The following is a 17121-nucleotide window of genomic DNA, read 5'->3' as shown; positions in this document are numbered from 1 at the left end:
TCCGCCGTCATCACCCGCGCATGCGGGTGATCCAGGACGCCGCGGCGATTATTGGCAACAAGCTTCCGCGGCGTACTGGATCGCCCGGTCAAGCCGGGCGATGACAGAGCTGAGGGTAAGGCGCGCGACATGACAGAGCGTCACGACAATCCCTCCGGCGAAGATTCCCTCATCGCGCGCTATTTCAAGCCGCTGGCGAGTGATCCGGGTGCGTTCGGGCTCGACGATGATGCCGCCGCGCTGCGGGCGGCCGGCGAGGACATCGTGGTCACCACCGATGCCATCGTCGAGGGCGTGCATTTCCTCAGCGGTGATCCGCCCGACACGCTGGCGCGCAAGGCGCTGCGGGTGAACCTCTCCGACATCGCGGCCAAGGGCGCTGCGCCCGCGGGCTTCGTGCTGACGCTGGCGCTGCGCCGCGCCGAGGAGGCCTGGCTCAAGCCGTTTGCCTGGGCGCTCGGCGAGGACGCCAGCCATTACGGCTGCCCGCTGCTCGGCGGCGACACGGTGTCGACGCCGGGGCCGCTGATGATCTCGATCACCGCGTTCGGCCGGCTGCCGCAGGGCAAGATGGTGCATCGCGCGGGGGCAAGGGCCGGCGACCGCCTGTTCGTGACCGGCACGATCGGGGATGCCGCGCTCGGGCTCGATGTGCTCCAGGGCGGTCCGGTCGCGGCTGATCTGGCGGACGATGCCGCCGGCCGGGATTTTCTTGCCGCCCGCTACCGTGTACCGCAGCCGCGCAACGCATTGGCCAATGCCGTCCGCGCCCACGCCAGCGCGGCGATGGACGTGTCCGATGGTCTCGCCGGCGATCTGGCCAAGCTTTGCGCAGCTAGTGGTGTGACGGCCGTGATCAACGCGCCGAGCATCCCGTTGTCATCAGCGGCCGCGGGGCTCCTCGCGCGCAAGGCGATCGGGTTCGAGACCCTGGTGGCCGGCGGCGACGATTACGAGATCCTGTGCGCGGTCCCGGGCGATCGCGTGGACGCCTTTGTGCGGGAGGCACGGCAGGCCAAGGTCGCGGTGACCGCCATCGGCGGCCTCATCGCAGGCTCATCGCCGCCGAGCTTCCTTGACGGACAGGGCAGGGAACTGGCGCTGAAGCGGCTGTCCTACAGCCATTTTTAAAGCGTTTTCGAGCGAAGTGGGCACCGGTTCGCGTGAAGAAAACGCGTCAATACAGGAATCTAGAGCCCCGTTCCGATTCGATCGGAACGGAAGGTTCTAGAACTGCTGCGCCTGACGGCGCCGATTCTCCTTCTAAATAGCTGCCGATATCGGCGTTTTCGGCCACAGGTGGCGTTGCACAGCGGTAACGATTTTGGCAAGGTCGCGCCCGATTTGAGGCAATCCGTTCTTGGGGAGGATTGTCCTCGCAAAATAAGCGCCTGCCGCCCCCTAGCGGCACAAGAAGGCGCGGGGGTTACATCAAGGATCTGAGGCAACATGACAGCTTTATGGTTGATTGTGCTCTGCGGGGCGCTTTCCATCGTCTACGCGATCTGGGCGACGCAGTCGGTCTTGAACGCGGATGCGGGCAATGCCCGCATGCAGGAAATCGCGGCCGCGGTGCGCGAGGGCGCACAGGCCTATCTGCGGCGGCAGTACACCACGATCGGCATCGTCGGTATCGTGATCTTCGTGGTGCTGGCCTACTTCCTGGGCCTGCTGGTGGCGATCGGCTTTGCGATCGGCGCCATCCTGTCGGGTGCGGCCGGCTTCATCGGCATGAACGTCTCGGTGCGCGCCAACGTCCGCACCGCGCAGGCAGCGACCACCTCGCTCGCCGGCGGTCTCGAGCTCGCCTTCAAGGCAGGCGCGATCACCGGCATGCTGGTTGCCGGTCTCGCGCTGCTCGGCGTCACCATCTACTTCATGATCCTGGTCAAGTTCATGGGTCTGGAGGCGGGCAGCCGCACCGTGGTCGACGCCATGGTGGCGCTCGGCTTCGGCGCCTCGCTGATCTCGATCTTCGCCCGTCTCGGCGGCGGCATCTTCACCAAGGGGGCTGACGTCGGCGGCGACCTCGTCGGCAAGGTCGAGGCCGGCATCCCCGAGGACGATCCGCGCAACCCGGCCACCATCGCCGACAACGTCGGCGACAATGTCGGCGACTGCGCCGGCATGGCGGCGGACCTGTTCGAGACCTATGCGGTGACCGCGGTCGCCACCATGGTGCTCGCGGCGATCTTCTTCGCCAAGACGCCGATCCTGGTGAACATGATGACGCTGCCGCTCGCGATCGGCGGCATCTGCATCATCACCTCGATCATCGGCACCTTCTTCGTCAAGCTCGGCGCCAGCCAGTCGATCATGGGCGCCCTTTACAAGGGCCTGATCGCCACCGGCGTGCTGTCGCTGGTCGGCGTCGCGCTCGTCATCAACTGGTTGATCGGCTTCGGCAAGCTCGACGGCGTCGACTACACCGGCATGGCGCTGTTCGAGTGCGGCGTGGTCGGTCTGGTCGTCACCGGCCTGATCATCTGGATCACCGAGTACTACACCGGCACCGACTACCGCCCGGTGAAGTCGATTGCGGCGGCGTCCGTCACAGGTCACGGCACCAACGTGATCCAGGGCCTCGCGATCTCAATGGAGGCGACAGCCTTGCCCGCGATCGTCATCATCGCCGGCATCCTCGTCACCTACAGCCTGGCCGGCCTGTTTGGGATCGCGATCGCGACCGCGACCATGTTGGCGCTGGCCGGCATGATCGTCGCGCTCGATGCCTTCGGTCCGGTCACCGACAACGCCGGCGGCATCGCCGAAATGGCGGGCCTGCCGAAGGAAGTGCGCAAGTCGACCGACGCGCTCGACGCAGTCGGCAACACCACCAAGGCGGTGACCAAGGGCTACGCGATCGGCTCCGCCGGTCTCGGTGCGCTGGTGCTGTTTGCGGCCTATAACCAGGACCTCAAATTCTTCATCAGCGACTCCGCCAACCACGTCTACTTCAAGGGCGTCAATCCGGACTTCTCGCTCAACAACCCCTACGTCGTGGTTGGTCTGCTGTTCGGCGGCCTGCTGCCGTATCTGTTCGGCGCGATGGGCATGACGGCGGTGGGACGCGCCGCCAGCGCAATCGTTGAAGAGGTGCGCCGTCAGTTCCGCGAGAAGCCCGGCATCATGCAGGGCACCGACAAGCCGGACTACGGCAAGGCGGTCGACCTGCTGACCAAGGCGGCGATCAAGGAGATGATCATCCCGTCGCTGCTGCCGGTGCTGTCGCCGATCTTCGTCTACTTCGTGATCTATGCGATCGCGGGCGGCGGCGCGGCCGGCAAGTCAGCGGCATTCTCCGCGGTCGGCGCCATGCTGCTCGGCGTCATCGTCACCGGCCTGTTCGTCGCGATCTCGATGACCTCAGGCGGCGGCGCCTGGGACAACGCCAAGAAGTACATCGAGGACGGTCACTACGGCGGCAAGGGCTCTGACGCCCACAAATCCGCGGTGACCGGCGACACCGTCGGCGATCCCTACAAGGACACGGCGGGCCCGGCGGTGAACCCGATGATCAAGATCACCAACATCGTGGCGCTGCTGCTGCTGGCGGTTCTGGCGCACTGAGTCCTTGGCGCACTAAGCGGCGCGAAACCAACGAAACGCAAAATCCCGCGGTGCGAGCCGCGGGGTTTTTGTTTTGCACGGACTTCGTTCGGTGTACTGCCGAATTGATCGGCTTTCCGCCAACGATATTCGTCGAGAACCAGACGCGAACGAAACGGAGATCAATCGATGTCGCTCTCATCCGCACGAAACTATGCGCTGCGCGCCTCCAAGTCGCAGGATCAGAAGGAGGCCATCGAGCTGCTGTCGAAGGCGATCCCGGAACTGGCCATGTCGATTGAAGCAACCGACGCCAAGATCAAGAAGATCAACAAGTCTTCGTAGAATCCCGGGGTAGATTAGCGAAGCGCAATCCACCAGTGGGTCTGACCGCGGCGGCGGATTACGCCTGGGCCTGTCATCGGGCCGCGCTTCGCGCGGACCCGGTGGGCTAATCGGCCCCACGGCGCCGTCGCTCCTCGCAGCGCCGCCGGGGCGATCCGCGTGTACTGAACCCTAGCCCGTCTTATTCGTCAGAGGGCGCCTGAGAGGCTGGCGAGCGTGGTGTAAAGCGCTAATGCGGCGTAGGATTCGGTTGCAAAGCCAACCCCATCACCTCAACCGCGAACGCCACGCCCGCCATGACCGACGATACGATTCTGCCCTTCTCGTTTCCAGCCGTTCACGCCAAGAAAGTCACAGCTGCCTTCGATGGCGGTCGGCTGACCTCGAACGGGGGCGTGATGCTTCTGGCGATGGCCGAGCGGCGTCTCGGCTTGGCCGACAATCTGGCCCGGGTGTTCCCGGATCGGCGCGATCCGACGCGGGTCGTGCACAGCCTTGTCGATATGTTCCGCGCGCGCATGTTCGCGATCTGCTGCGGCTACGAGGACGCCGACGACCTCGATCATCTGCGGTCCGATCCCGCATTCAAGCTGGCCTGCGGACGGCTGCCGGACACGGGTCGCGATCTGTGTTCCCAACCGACGCTGTCGCGGCTGGAGAATGCTCCGCGCCTGCGCGACGTGATCCGACTGACCTACACTTTGGTCGACGCATGGATGGATAGCTACCCGCGCGAGCCGGCATCCGTCACGCTCGACATCGATGATACCTGCGATGTCGTCCACGGCCATCAGCAGCTCTCGCTGTTCAACGCTCATTATGACGAACGCTGCTTCCTGCCGATCCACGTCTACGACACGGAGAAGAGCCGGCCCGTGGCGGTCGTGCTGCGGCCCGGCAAGACGCCGGGCGGCGTCGAGGTGCGTGCCCACCTGCGCCGCCTGATCCGGCATATCCGGACGCGGTGGCACAACACGCGAATTACGTTCCGTGGCGACGGGCACTATGCCCGGCCGGAGGCAATGGCGTGGTGCGAGACCAACGGCATCGACTACATCTTCGGTCTGTCCGGCACCAAGCCGCTCGCCAGAAAACTCGACGAGGCCGCCGACGACATCCGCACGCGACGCGCCATCGAGAACCTGCCGGTTCTGCGTGGCTATATCGAGACGCGCCACAAGGCAAAGTCCTGGGATCGCGAACGACGCACCGTCGCCCGTATTGAGGCGACAATGCTCGGCCTCGACATCCGCTTCGTCGTCACCAGCCTCGATGTCGGCTCGGCCGAGTGGATCTACGACAGCCTGTATTGCGCGCGCGGCCAAGCCGAGAATCTGATCAAGCTGCATAAGACACAGCTCGCCTCCGATCGCACCAGCTGCCGTTCGGCGCTCGCCAATCAAGTCCGCCTCGTTCTCCACACCGCCGCTTATTGGCTGATGCTGACCGTGCGCGACGCGATTCCCAAAGCCCGGGAATTGGCCACAGCCGAGTTCGCGACGCTGCGTCTTCGGCTCTTGAAACTCGCTGCCCGTGTCGTCGAGACCACGAGCCGCATTCGCCTTGCGTTTGCCGCGGCATGTCCCGAAGCCGACCTGATCCGCGGCTTGCCAGGCGCGCTGCTGCCGCTCGGTCCTTGACCGGCGGGGCGTCCGCCCCCCGTTCGCCCAACCTACACCTCAAGCGCGTTGCAAAGTACGGGTCGTCAGGCGGTGAAAAGCCGAAGGCAATCCCGCGCGCCTCGTCAGAGCAGATGTGCGGCCACATCAATCGGACTAAAAAAAACGCACTCTCACGAATAGGACGGGCTAGGTGCATGATCTGCGACAAACCTGCGGTGCAGGCCGTGGGTTTTCCGCCATGAAGTTCGAGATGACCAAATGCAACCAGTGCGGCAGCGAGATGCCGATGGGTGTCGACGTCTGTCCAAGCTGCGGCAAGCTGCAGGTCGGTATCAACAGGGTCGGTTCCTACCAGCCTCGGACGATGCTCGCCGTAGGGCTGGCCGCGGCGGTTCTCCTCATCTTCAACTGGTTCAAGACCCCGGCGCCGCACCCGAGCAGCCAGCTCACTTCACCTCCATCTGCAAGCCTTCCTTCTCGATGATCGCGGCGAACTTTTTGGTTTCCGCATCGACGAAATCGGAGAACTGCTGCGGCGTGCCGTAGTCGGCACGCGCGCCCATGCCGGCGATATTCTTCTTGATGTCGTCGCGCTCCAGCATTGCCTTGACCTGGCGGTTCAGTTCGTCGAGCACCGGCGCCGGCGCAGTCTTCGGCAGGAACACGCCAAACCAGGACGAGACGTCGAATTTTGCCAGCTCCGGCGCGCCCTCGCGCATCGTGGGTAGGTTGGGCGCGGATTCGCTGCGCTCGGGCGTCGTGACCCAGAGCCCGTTGAGCTTGCCGTCCTGCACCTGCGGCAGCGATGGATAGAGATTGTCGAACAGGATCTGGATGTCGCCGGCGAGCCCGGCCTGCAGCGCCGGGCCGGCGCCGCGGAACGGTACGTGCGTCATCTTCAGCCCGGTGAGCTGCAGGAACCAGGCGCCGGTGAGGTGAGGGCTCTGTCCGGTGCCGGATGAGCCGTAGGTCAGCTTGTCGGGGTTCTTCTTCAGATAGTCGATCAAGTCGGGGATCGATTTGAGCCCGGTCGACGGATGCGCCGAGACGATGTTCGGGATCCGGATCATGTTGGAGACCGCCTGCAACTGGTCGGCCTTGTAGGTCAGGTTTCGGAAGATGCTGAAGGCGATCGCGTTGGGGCCGGGATTGCCGATCAGGATGGTGTGGCCGTCGCCCTTGGCGCGGGCGACCTCCGATGTGCCGATGGTGCCGCCGGCGCCGGAGCGATTCTCGACGACCACCGACTGGCCCCAGATCGGCTGCAGATGCGCGGCGAGCAGCCGCCCCATCACGTCGGTGGAGCCGCCGGCTGCCGCCGGCACGATGATCCGAACCGTCTCAGACGGCCGCCAGTCGCCGGCACCACGACTGGCGCGCGGCAGGATCGCTGCCGTCGAAAGGGCCGCAGCCCCCGCAAGTACTCCTCGGCGAGAAAGATATCCCTTGGTCAATCCCCTGGTCACGACTTCGCTCCCTGCATGATTTTATTTTGCAGGGAGCGTAGGCATGGCGCGGCTGTCCGGCAAGCGGACGACTTGGCGCAGCAGACTTGGCGTAGCAGACCTGGCGCAGGCCTGCTTCAGGTCGGTGGCGCGGTTACACCAGCGCGTCGGCGTTCTTGGCGAAGGCTTCGTCGTTGGTGAACGGGATTTCGCTCACCTTGATGACTTCGGTCTTGTTGCTTCCGATAATCACGATCTCCTTGAGGAAGGATCCGGGGAAAGACCCTTTCACCGTGTAGGGCTTGGTGCCTTGGCCGAGCGGACCGGTCCATCCCATCACCCTGATGGCGAGACCACCGACCCATTGCTCGTCGCGGATGAGTTTGATTCCTGATGTGAAATTCGGGGCGTTCCCCTTGACGGTGACGGAGAAGAATCCCGGCGCGCCCAAGCCCGTCCAGACATAAACGGCCTGTGCGCTATCGAAAGGTTCCGGTCCATAAAAGCCCATGACGTTGATCTCCCTGCTGAATGAAGGCTGACGAGAGCCCTTGAAGAGCCGATTGGCATGATCGGGCTCATAGCGAGCGTAGCACGAGCATCGCTGCGAGCGTGTGAATATATTGCAAGCAACTATAAATTGATTGGAGCAATCGCTCGGTCGAAGCACGACAAATCAAAATCGCGCGAAGGAGCTGCGCTGTCTGTTTTGCTATCGCAGCGTTGCATTGGTTTTAAATTGAGCGCGCATGTGAAGCCGATGACCAACTTTTCGTGTTGAACAAGAATCGTTCTTGCGCTCAGCCTCTGTGCATGCATACTACCTCAGGGTGTAACTACCTAGAGAAGTATTTTCTAACAAATAAAGCCGAACATTGTAACAGTGCCTTGCTGCCAAGCGATTGGCGCGGGCGCTAACGACACCTCGTATTTTTGGATTGGACAGCGATGGGAACAGTCGACGCACTGATCGTTGTTGATACCGAGGGCGCGCTCTCCAGCGGATCGGCTGTCGACAATTCATTTCTGGTTGACAACAACGGCTATCTCGGGTCGTGGAACGAGGGAACGCCGACGCTCAACACGGTCGTGCAGGACGGCCAGGTCGTGAACTGGAGCGTCACTCCCGTCAGCCCCACGGGCCAGGTGTCGATCACCGGCTTCTCCGGTCAAATGATCTCCACGTCGGTCTGCAAGCCGGCTCCGCAGGTGGGCAACCCGGATGTGTGGTCCGGCCGGGTCGAATCCCACGGTCAATTCGCGTCCCTTTCTTACACGATCGCCCTGTCGATCGGTGGAAGGTCAATGACGCTCAACTCATCCATCAAGATTGTCTAACGCAGGGAGCAGCAGCGTGAGTGCAGATAAAACAGAGCGTGCAGCAGCCGCATTGAGTCAAGTCGATGTGTTGATCGTGGCGGATGTCGAAGGCGCGCTCGCCTCCGGCAACCTTCAGGACAACGTATATATGATCGACACCAACAAACACGCGGGCTCGGGCAGCGAAGGGCAGGCGGAGCTCTACACCGCGGTCAAGGACGGTCAGGTCCTCAACTGGAGCGTGGTCGCGGTGTCGCCATCCAGCGACGTGAACATCACCCAGTTCACCGGCCAGATGATCAACGACAAGATCTGCGTTCCGCAGTCGGTGACCACGCCCGACGGCACCTATTGGTCCGGCCGGGTCGAAGCCCAGGGCTTCAAGGGCAACCAGCAATATTCCTGCGTGCTGACCATGGACGGCAAGGCCATGACCTTCGATCCATTCCTGAAGATATCCTGACCATGCTGAGCCCATCGATCAACGTCGCGAACAGCCTGCTGGCCCAGGCGTTCAACGAGATATTGCGGCTCGACAGCTATTCGATCAGCGCGAGCGGCACGACCATCGGCGTGCTGGTGAAGGACCCCGACTGGCTGGCGCCGGTGCGCAACCGGGTCGGCATGTTGGGGCAGGCCGGCGCGAAATGGATCGAGGACAAGCCCTCGGTCTGGGGACCGGTGCTGACGCAGTTCAGCAACTATGGCAGCGCCTTCGCCGGCGTGGCCGATGCCAAGGCCACCACAAGCGATCAGTGGATCAAGTTGCTGAAGGAGGTTCTGCTCAGCCAGCTCAACAAGTCGATCGACGCCACGAACATCGCGGCGACGGCGCTGCAAGGCCACTATCAGGCTTTCAAGAACATCCAGCCGTTGCTGGAGAGCAGCATCAATGCGGGGTGGGCCGAGCTGCAGGACGAAGAGCAGCAGATGGTCAAGATCGCCGCGCAGCTCACGCGTCTGGAGGATCTGGTCGGCTCGCTCCAGGATTCCATCACCGCGGGCGACATCAGCACCGGCCAGAGCGTGGTCACGACTACGGTGAAGACACTCTACAACGTCGCCACCGGGGTCGGCGAATCCTTCTCCTTCCTCGGGATGGCCGCCGCCGCCTTCACCGTCGGAAAATTCTACTACGACATCATCACCAAGACCGCCGAAGTCGGCGAGACCTTGCAGCAGATCGCCAAGCTGCAGATCGAGGCGAGCCAGGAGGCACAGGCAGCCGCCGGCACCAAGCTCGTGCTGCGGCTGCTCTACAATCTCGAGCTGACATTCGGACGCATCGTCGACGTGATGCCCCAGATCGTGACGATGTGGAGCACCGAGCGCGACAAGGTGCAGCAGGCGATCCAGGCGCTTCAAGCCGGCGCCGACCCGGCGACCTATTTCGACATCTTCACCATCCCGATCGCGAACGCGAACTGGCAGGCGATCAGCAAGTTCGCAATCGCAATACCGGCGACCAAGACCACGGTCGGGCCGCCGGTGACGCTGGACCCGCAGCATCCGATCGCAACCTAGCACGCGCAGGAGAGAGATCATGATGGCACTAGCAAAACTGAAAGTAAAAGCAGCGCCGAAATTGGCGGCGACCACCAAGCTTGAGACCCAAACCCAATCGGCCTTCGTGATCTTGTCATTGATCACCCAGGCGTGTCACGGCATCCTGAACACGGTGTTCGTGCCGCCGTCGCCCAAGCCGAGTTGGTTCGACGACCTCAACAGCAAGCTCGACGTCGCCAAGACGCACGCGCAGGACTGGATCGACAATATCGGGCCCAGCGTCACCGGCGGCGTTCCGGTGCAGGTCATCAACTACGGCACGACCTATTCGGCCATCACCGGCACGATCCAGTCGATCGTTAACGCGCACCCGGACGCACAAGGCGCCGACAACCCCTACGTCAAGCAGGTTCATGAGCTGGTCGCCGCGCTGGAGCAGTCGGTGCAGGTCATCGTCACCAATGCCAACACCACACAGACGCTGATGAAGAACTGGGGCGACCTGATGCAGGCGTCGCACGACGCCCTGACCTCGGGTGCGGTCAGCATTCAGAAGGCGGAAGCGGATCTGAGCGCCGACATCAGCAAGATGAACGAAGCGATCAAGGTGCTCAACGACACCATTCATAACGAGAATATCGCGATCGCGGCGTCCGCTGGCGGCATCGCCATTGGATTGCTTCTCCTGGTGGTGGGTATCGCGCTTGCGCCTGAAACGGGCGGCGCCAGCCTCCTTGTTGCCGGCACCGGCGGCTTGCTGGTCGTCGGTGGCGCCGTGACGTGGGGCGTCATGCAGAGCAAGATCAACAAGCAATTCGACGAGATCGCCCAGGACCAGAAGGAGCTGGACGACGACAAGCGCCAAATGGTCGCCCTGCAGGGGCTGGGCTCCGCCTCGAGCCAGGCGATCCAGTACATCACCGACGCCAGCAACGCGCTGTCCGACTTCCGCACCAGCTGGACTGTGTTCCAGGGCGAACTGCAGGGCGTGCTGGCGAAGCTTGAATCGGCTGAAGCGGCGCTCAGCACCATCGTGGCGGGTGCTTTCACCACCGCTGCAGCCTCGGAATGGGCCGATGCGACGTCGTTTGCGCAGGGGCTGGTCAACGCCCCGGTTTCATATCCGGCCAAGGAACTGGCGATGGACGGCAAAGCCGCTTGATCATCTCGCGGGCACCGCCGCCTGCCGACGGTGCCCGCCTTGCTTGAAAGGAATTCGTCATGTCGAACGACAAGCCAGGCGGCGCACCGGATGTGGGCGGCCTGGGCAGGCTAACTTCTGCGTGCAAGGCGACCTTCGGGGGTCTCGCCGCGGTCACTGCAGCCTGCCATGGTTTGCTCAACGCGCCGCTGATCCAGCCGTCGCCAAAGCCCGACTGGTTCGACGACCTCAACAGCAAGCTCGATGCCGCCAAGGCGCAGGCGCAGGACTGGATCGACAATATCGGGCCTGATGTCACCGGCGAAGTTCTGGTGCTGGTCATCAACCACGGCACGACGTTTTCGGCGATCTCTTCGCAGGTCAGCTCGATTGCGGCTGATCATCCGGATGCGCAGGGCGCAGGCGATCCCTTCGTTGAAATCGGGCTCGAACTCGCCGGCCCACTGGATCAGTCATTGCACGTAACTGTCGCCGGCCTCGAAACGAGGCTCGCAACGATCAATGCATGGGGAGAGACCATGCATGCCCGCGATGCTGCGCTGCGCGCGGCGGCGGACCAATCGCCTGACGCAAAAGCCGCGGCGGCGCTTGCGCTGTCTGCCGCCGAGCAGGTGCTGGGCTCGACCGGCGATGCACTGACGCGTCTGCGTGAGCTCATCGGTGCCTGGGGCGCGCTTCGGGACGCGATGGGCGATGCATTGGCGGAGCTTAGGGCCGGCAAGGTCACGCTGGGCACGTTCGCGGCCGACACTTTCGGCTCGGCCACGCAGGCCGAATGGGCCGCTGCCACGCAGTTCGCGCAGAAGCTGGCGACCGCTTCGATCGGAATCCCCGGCAGGGCCGCGTAACAGAGGGGAGACGAGATGCCTTTCAGCGGTGCGGCGACGAATGCGGAGATCGACGCGAGCATGGGCGCGATCGTGCTGCTCAACTCGTCCTGCCAGGCGGTGATCGAGGCCGAGATCGCGGAGGTCGCTTCCCCCTGGTACGATCAGCTCGACCAGGAGCTCGGCGCCGCCGAGAACCTGGTCGTCGGCTGGCGCCGCAGCGGAGTGCTGTATTTCCAGACCGACATCCTCGATACGATTGCCGCCGCCGGGCAGGCGTTTGTCGCGGCAGCGCCGCAGATCGACGCTCTGTTTGCCGCACTCGAGCAACGCTTCTCGGCCGGCGGCAAGGCCGAACTGATCACCGCGATGCAGGCGCTTGAGCCGCCGATCCAGGCCATGATCGGACAGATCGCGGACTATCTCGGCAAGCTCCAGACGTTCGAGCAGGCGATGCTGCAGGCCGACCAGGCGATGCGCAACACGGTCGGGCAGGTACAGGCCCAGGAGCAGCAGATTCAGGGCGAGATCGATGCGATCAACAACCAGATCAAACTGCTCAACGTGCAAATCCAGACCGACCGCGAGGCGATCGCACGGGCGAAAGCCGCGCGCACGCGCGGCATCATCGAAACCATCTTCGGTGTCGTGTTCGCGCCGCTGACCGGCGGCGCGTCGCTGATCCTGGCCGGCATCGGCGTGGCCTCGATCGCCGAAGCCGAGGGCCAGATCAATGCCATGCAATCGGAGATATCGGGCTATCAGCAGAAGATCGCCTCTGATCAGTCGGCGCTCAGCGACGATCAAAGGATAGTCGCAACGCTGGGCGCGCTCACCATGAGCACCGGGCTCGTGCTGAGCGATATGGCGATGATCGAGAACGCGCTTGATTCGCTCCGGACCGGCTGGACCGCTCTGGACGGCGAGCTCGGCGGCGTGATCGCCAAGCTGCAGGCCGCGACGTCGGCGGCCGACCTCATCGTCAGTCAGGCCTGGTACACCGCTGCTTGCAACGAGTGGAATTTGATCGTCAGCCACGTCGCCGACCTTACCGGGCGGCAGATCGACACCAGCCGGGTGAGAATTGGTTGAGCGTCCCGGACTTTAGCGTCCGGGACTTGGGCGGGGCGCGATAGCTGATTCCGGTCAGTTGAAGCTGAGCAGCTTGAAGAGCGGTGTCAGGTAGGACATTTCCTGGCCCGACGTCGGCGTGGTGCGGCTGACGAAGTCGAAGATCTTGCCGTCCTTGAGGCCGTAATTGGCGAGCCGGCGCACCTGCCGGTTCTTGTCGAAATAGACCGCGATCACGCGCTGGTCGACCACCCGCTGGTTCATGAAGGCAACCGGGCGCGAGGTCCGCTGCGAGATGTAATAGAACACCTCGCCGTCCAGTGTTGCGACGGTCGAGGGCGTGCCGAGCACGATCAGCACCTGATCCTGGCTCGCGCCGATCGGGATCTGCTCGAGCGCTCCTTCAGGCAGGATATAGCCCTTCTGGAATTGTTCGCCGGCGCAGCCGCCGAGGGCGGCGCAGACCAGGCCAATGACGGCGATCGCGCGAAAGCGCGTGAAAAACCCGCGCGCGGAAGCGGCGCGAGACTGTCGTGGAAGAGTGTGGTTCATCGGCGGAACTGATCCGTCCCCTTGCATCGGCCGTGGCATTGACGTACCGGGCAGCTCAATGGATTGCAATCATGCCGCGCTCCAATGGGCGACCGCTCAACAGGTGTCCTTTGGGGAGCCGGCAGCCGGAACCCGTCATGCTTTGGCCGTTCAATCACTTCAGAAGACCCCCGGTGCCCGCGCGCAGCACCATTGAGACCATCTATGGCATGATCGTGACGCAGGCGCGAGAACCGTTATTTTACCGTGACTTGGGCGTTCCCGACACGGTTAACGGCCGTTTTGACCTGCTTCTGATGCATCTCTGGCTGGTGCTGCGGCGATTAAAGTCCGCCGAGGGCGGCGTGGGGCTGTCGCAAGCGCTGTTCGATCATTTCTGCATCGACATGGACGACAACCTGCGGGAAATGGGCGTCGGCGACCTCACGGTGCCCAAGCGCATGCAGGCGTTCGGCGAGGCCTTCTATGGCCGTACCGCGGCCTATGATTTGGCGCTGACCGACAGCGAGGAGGCCCTGGCCCAGTCGTTCTGCAAGAACATCCTCAACGGCCAGAATATCGACCAGGCGCGCGAACTGGCCGCCTATGCCGGGGAGGCAATGGCGGTGCTTGATCACACCGACCTCGCGGCGCTGACCGAGGGCGCGTGGCGCTTTCCCGCGCCGCAGGCTGCGGGGACGGCGGCATGAGCGGCGGGACCACAGGACGGCCCGATGCCGTGCGGGACCCTTGGCGCGTTCTCGTCAATGTCGCGCAAATCCCGGAGACCGGTCTGCATCGCGAGATCGTGGCCGACGAGGCGGTGCGCAAGGCGATGGCCGAGGCCGCGGAGTTGCGCGAGGTGATCTCGGCGCACGCGACGTTCGATCTGCAGCCCAAGCGCGACGGCAGCTGCCACGTCACCGGCAGGGTTTTGGCGAAGGTCGGGCAGACCTGCGTGGTGACGCTCGATCCGATCGAGAACGAGATCGATGAAGAGATCGATGTGATGTTCGCGCCGCCCGAGCAGATCCCGGAGATGGCCGACCTGGTCGACGACGCCGAGGCCGGCGATGAGGAAACGCCGGATCCGCCGGAGCCGATCACAGGCGGCTTCATCGACATCGGCCGGCTCGCCACCGATGCGCTGTTTCTCGGCATAGACCCGTATCCGCGCAAGGTGGATGCGGTGTTTGAACAGGAGGTTGAAGCCCCTGATCCGGAAAATCATCCCTTTGCCGCGCTGAAAGCGCTGAAGGAAAAGCCTAACGGCAAGAAGCCCAAGGGCAGTTGAGGGCGGCTAAGGGCAGCTTTTTTGTTTTGACGCGTTTTCTTCACGCGAACCGGGATCCACTTCCGCTCGAAAACGCTCTGAAGCCACATTTGAGGGGATGGCTTGCTTGCACGGCTTCGCGAGGGATGTCGGTGGTCACTTCAAATAAATGTCGCAATGCGTTGAAATATAATATATTTCTGGTATGTTTGGATGTGTTGCGTGACGGGTTTGACGGCTCGGTCGTTTGCGGTCAAGAGGTTGTGTCGGACCGCGGAAACGCTATTGTCGCGGCCCGGCCGGGACGCGAATTGGTGTTTGGCCGCGCGCCGTTGACAGCGGTGACTTCAAGCTCGCGGCCTGCGTTGAAGGGCTGTGGGAGAGCAGGTTTCCGGGACGTTCATGCCTCAAAAGGTTCGAATCGCGCTTGACGCCATGGGGGGCGATGTCGGCGCATCGGTGGTTATTCCCGGCGCCGCGATCTCATTGAGCCGTCATCCCGGCAGTGAATTCCTGCTGGTCGGAGACCGGGCCCAGATCGAGCCGGAACTCGCGAAGCATCCTGCGCTCAAGGCAGTATCGAAGGTGATCCATACCGACGTCGCCGTGAAGAATGACGAGAAGCCGAGCCAGGCGCTGCGGCGGACCCGCAGGGCGTCGTCGATGTGGCTGGCGATCGATGCGGTGAAGCATGGCGAGGCCGACGTCGCGGTCTCCGCCGGCAACTCCGGCGCCTTGATGGCGATGGGCAGCATCAATTTGCGGACGCTGCCCGGCGTCGACCGCCCGGCGCTCGCCGCGGTGTGGCCGACGCTGCGCGGCGATTCGGTGGTGCTCGATCTCGGCGCCTCGATCGGCGGCGACGCCCACCATCTGGCGACGCTCGCGGTGATGGGCAGCGCGATGGCGAGCGTGCTGTTCAACCTCGAACGGCCGACCGTCGGCCTGCTCAATATCGGGTCCGAAGAGATCAAGGGGCACGGCGAAATCCGCGAGGCGGCCGAGATGCTGCGCGCGATGAACTCGAACCAGTTCGACTATATCGGCTTTGTCGAGGGCGACGCGATCGGCAAGGGGCTCGCCGACGTGATCGTGTCGGAAGGTTTCAGCGGCAATATCGCGCTCAAGGCCGCCGAGGGAACCGCGCGCCAGATGTTCACGCTGCTGCGCGAGGCGATGTCGTCGAGCTGGCTGGCGCGGATCGGCTATCTGCTTGCCCGCGGCGCGTTCCAGAAGCTGCGCGACAAGCTCGATCCCAACAAGTCGAATGGCGGCCTGCTGCTCGGCCTGAACGGCGTGGTGGTCAAGAGCCATGGCGGCATCAACGCGGAAGGCTTTGCCTATGCGGTGGATGTTGGCTATGAGATGGCCCACTACGATCTCCTCACCAAGATCAATCAGATGCTCAACCGCGACGGCAGCGCCCTGGTAAAGGCACCGACCGCGCAGGAGGCTGTCTCGTGACTGCGATACGTTCGGTAGTGCTCGGCTGCGGCTCATATTTGCCGGAGCGGGTTTTGACCAATGCCGAACTGGCCAGCCGGATCGACACGTCGGATGACTGGATCGTGCAGCGCACCGGCATCAGCGAGCGCCATATCGCCGCAGATGACGAGTTCACCTCGCATCTCGCGATCAATGCGGCGCGCGCCGCGCTCGCCGATGCCAACATCGACGCCCAATCGATCGACCTGATCGTGCTGGCGACCTCGACGCCCGACAACACCTTTCCGGCCACCGCGGTCGCGGTCCAGCACGGGCTCGGCATCAACCATGGCGTGGCCTTCGACCTGCAGGCGGTGTGCTCGGGCTTCGTCTTTGCGCTGACCACCGCCGACAATTTCCTGCGTGCCGGCCACCACAAGCGGGCGCTGGTGATCGGTGCCGAGACCTTCTCGCGCATCCTCGACTGGAACGACCGCGGCACCTGCGTGCTGTTCGGCGATGGCGCCGGCGCGGTCGTGCTGGAGGCCCAGGAGCATTCCGGCACGATCAGCGATCCCGGCGTGTTGACGACGCATCTGCGTTCCGACGGGCGCCACAAGTCGAAGCTGTACGTCGATGGCGGCCCCGGCTCGACCAGGACGGTCGGATATCTCCGGATGGAAGGCCGCGAGGTGTTCAAGCACGCCGTCGGCATGATCACCGATGTGATCGTCGATGCGTTCAACGCCACCGGCTTTACCGCCGACGACATCACCTGGTTCATTCCGCATCAGGCCAACAAGCGAATCATCGATGCATCGGCCCACAAGCTGCATATTGCGCCGCAGAAAGTGGTCTTGACGGTCGACAAGCACGGCAACACGTCGGCGGCCTCGATCCCGCTGGCGCTGTCGGTCGCCGTGAAGGACGGACGCGTCAAGAAGGGCGATCTGGTGCTGTTTGAGGCGATGGGCGGCGGCTTCACCTGGGGCTCGGCGCTCGTGCGCTGGTAGCGCGTCATTAAAGAGTGCCAACAGGTTGCCGG

General features: G+C 63.6%; 17 protein-coding genes. 14 read left to right on the top strand and 3 right to left on the bottom strand.

The genetic code is table 11. From position 1 onward, the window contains the following. Window positions 1-129: 129 nt before the first annotated feature. The 4 genes from thiL (at window position 130) to HAP54_RS41035 (ending at window position 5534) form a co-directional block, all read left to right on the top strand. Window positions 130-1131 carry a thiamine-phosphate kinase gene (gene thiL / locus HAP54_RS41050; protein ID WP_166296909.1) on the top strand — a complete coding sequence of 334 codons (1002 nt, stop codon included), beginning with the start codon at window positions 130-132 and terminating at the stop codon, window positions 1129-1131. A 318-nt stretch (window positions 1132-1449) separates the two neighbouring features. Next, on the top strand, window positions 1450-3570 hold the full coding sequence (locus tag HAP54_RS41045) for a sodium-translocating pyrophosphatase (RefSeq protein WP_166205509.1): 2121 nt from the start codon (window positions 1450-1452) through the stop codon (window positions 3568-3570). A 168-nt stretch (window positions 3571-3738) separates the two neighbouring features. Then, entirely contained in the window at window positions 3739-3894 is a 156-nt protein-coding gene (locus HAP54_RS41040; RefSeq protein ID WP_166296908.1) for a hypothetical protein, read from the top strand. A gap of 296 nt (window positions 3895-4190) precedes the next feature. Next, window positions 4191-5534: an IS1380-like element ISBdi2 family transposase gene (locus HAP54_RS41035; protein WP_166296906.1), complete on the top strand. Its 1344-nt coding sequence runs from the start codon at window positions 4191-4193 to the stop codon at window positions 5532-5534. A 428-nt stretch (window positions 5535-5962) separates the two neighbouring features. Here the strand turns inward: HAP54_RS41035 and HAP54_RS41030 are convergent, their stop codons facing one another. Further along, window positions 5963-6970: a Bug family tripartite tricarboxylate transporter substrate binding protein gene (locus HAP54_RS41030; protein ID WP_166306929.1), complete on the bottom strand. Its 1008-nt coding sequence runs from the start codon at window positions 6968-6970 to the stop codon at window positions 5963-5965. 145 nt (window positions 6971-7115) lie between these two features. Further along, window positions 7116-7472, bottom strand: coding sequence for a hypothetical protein (locus tag HAP54_RS41025; protein WP_029081139.1), 357 nt, complete (start codon window positions 7470-7472; stop codon window positions 7116-7118). 437 nt (window positions 7473-7909) lie between these two features. On the opposite strand from HAP54_RS41025, the gene makC (HAP54_RS41020) reads away from it, so the two are divergent. From makC (HAP54_RS41020) to makE, 6 genes are all read left to right on the top strand, one after another. Continuing rightward, window positions 7910-8299, top strand: a complete 390-nt coding sequence (gene makC, locus HAP54_RS41020) for an alpha-pore-forming tripartite toxin MakABE regulator (protein WP_166296904.1) — start codon at window positions 7910-7912, stop codon at window positions 8297-8299. Window positions 8300-8315: 16 nt separating this feature from the next. Continuing rightward, complete coding sequence (makC, locus tag HAP54_RS41015; RefSeq protein WP_210297472.1) at window positions 8316-8744, top strand: alpha-pore-forming tripartite toxin MakABE regulator; 429 nt, start codon at window positions 8316-8318, stop codon at window positions 8742-8744. Window positions 8745-8746: 2 nt separating this feature from the next. Then, window positions 8747-9805: an alpha-pore-forming cytotoxin subunit MakB gene (gene makB, locus HAP54_RS41010; RefSeq protein WP_166296902.1), complete on the top strand. Its 1059-nt coding sequence runs from the start codon at window positions 8747-8749 to the stop codon at window positions 9803-9805. Window positions 9806-9866: 61 nt separating this feature from the next. Beyond that, window positions 9867-10949, top strand: coding sequence for an alpha-pore-forming cytotoxin MakA (makA, locus tag HAP54_RS41005; protein ID WP_029081143.1), 1083 nt, complete (start codon window positions 9867-9869; stop codon window positions 10947-10949). Between the two features lie 59 nt (window positions 10950-11008). Beyond that, window positions 11009-11797: a hypothetical protein gene (locus HAP54_RS41000; RefSeq protein WP_166296900.1), complete on the top strand. Its 789-nt coding sequence runs from the start codon at window positions 11009-11011 to the stop codon at window positions 11795-11797. A gap of 15 nt (window positions 11798-11812) precedes the next feature. After that, the gene (makE, locus tag HAP54_RS40995; protein ID WP_166296898.1) at window positions 11813-12868 is read left to right on the top strand and encodes an alpha-pore-forming cytotoxin subunit MakE; all 1056 of its coding nucleotides are present in this window, start codon (window positions 11813-11815) and stop codon (window positions 12866-12868) included. A gap of 54 nt (window positions 12869-12922) precedes the next feature. Here the strand turns inward: makE and HAP54_RS40990 are convergent, their stop codons facing one another. Next, window positions 12923-13399, bottom strand: a complete 477-nt coding sequence (locus tag HAP54_RS40990) for an outer membrane protein assembly factor BamE (protein ID WP_224741565.1) — start codon at window positions 13397-13399, stop codon at window positions 12923-12925. A gap of 137 nt (window positions 13400-13536) precedes the next feature. Here HAP54_RS40990 and HAP54_RS40985 point away from each other — a divergent pair, with 137 nt between their 5' ends. The 4 genes from HAP54_RS40985 to HAP54_RS40970 all read left to right on the top strand — a co-directional run bounded on the left by HAP54_RS40985 (window position 13537) and on the right by HAP54_RS40970 (window position 17089). Then, a complete protein-coding gene (locus HAP54_RS40985) occupies window positions 13537-14088 on the top strand; it encodes a ubiquinol-cytochrome C chaperone family protein (protein ID WP_166296894.1) in 552 nt (183 codons plus the stop codon). Next, window positions 14085-14672, top strand: coding sequence for a YceD family protein (locus HAP54_RS40980; RefSeq protein WP_166296892.1), 588 nt, complete (start codon window positions 14085-14087; stop codon window positions 14670-14672). Before HAP54_RS40985 ends, HAP54_RS40980 begins: the two co-directional genes overlap by 4 nt. 381 nt (window positions 14673-15053) lie before the next feature. Continuing rightward, window positions 15054-16115 carry a phosphate acyltransferase PlsX gene (gene plsX / locus HAP54_RS40975; RefSeq protein ID WP_166296890.1) on the top strand — a complete coding sequence of 354 codons (1062 nt, stop codon included), beginning with the start codon at window positions 15054-15056 and terminating at the stop codon, window positions 16113-16115. After that, on the top strand, window positions 16112-17089 hold the full coding sequence (locus tag HAP54_RS40970) for a beta-ketoacyl-ACP synthase III (protein WP_166296888.1): 978 nt from the start codon (window positions 16112-16114) through the stop codon (window positions 17087-17089). The genes plsX and HAP54_RS40970 overlap by 4 nt, the downstream gene beginning before the upstream one ends. Window positions 17090-17121 lie beyond the last annotated feature (32 nt).

The sequence above is a fragment of the Bradyrhizobium sp. 2S1 genome (genome assembly GCF_011516625.5).
Classification (GTDB): Bacteria; Pseudomonadota; Alphaproteobacteria; order Rhizobiales; family Xanthobacteraceae; genus Bradyrhizobium; species Bradyrhizobium septentrionale.
Note: the sequence above shows the minus strand (reverse complement) of the source record. Positions and strands in the feature narration are given on the sequence as shown.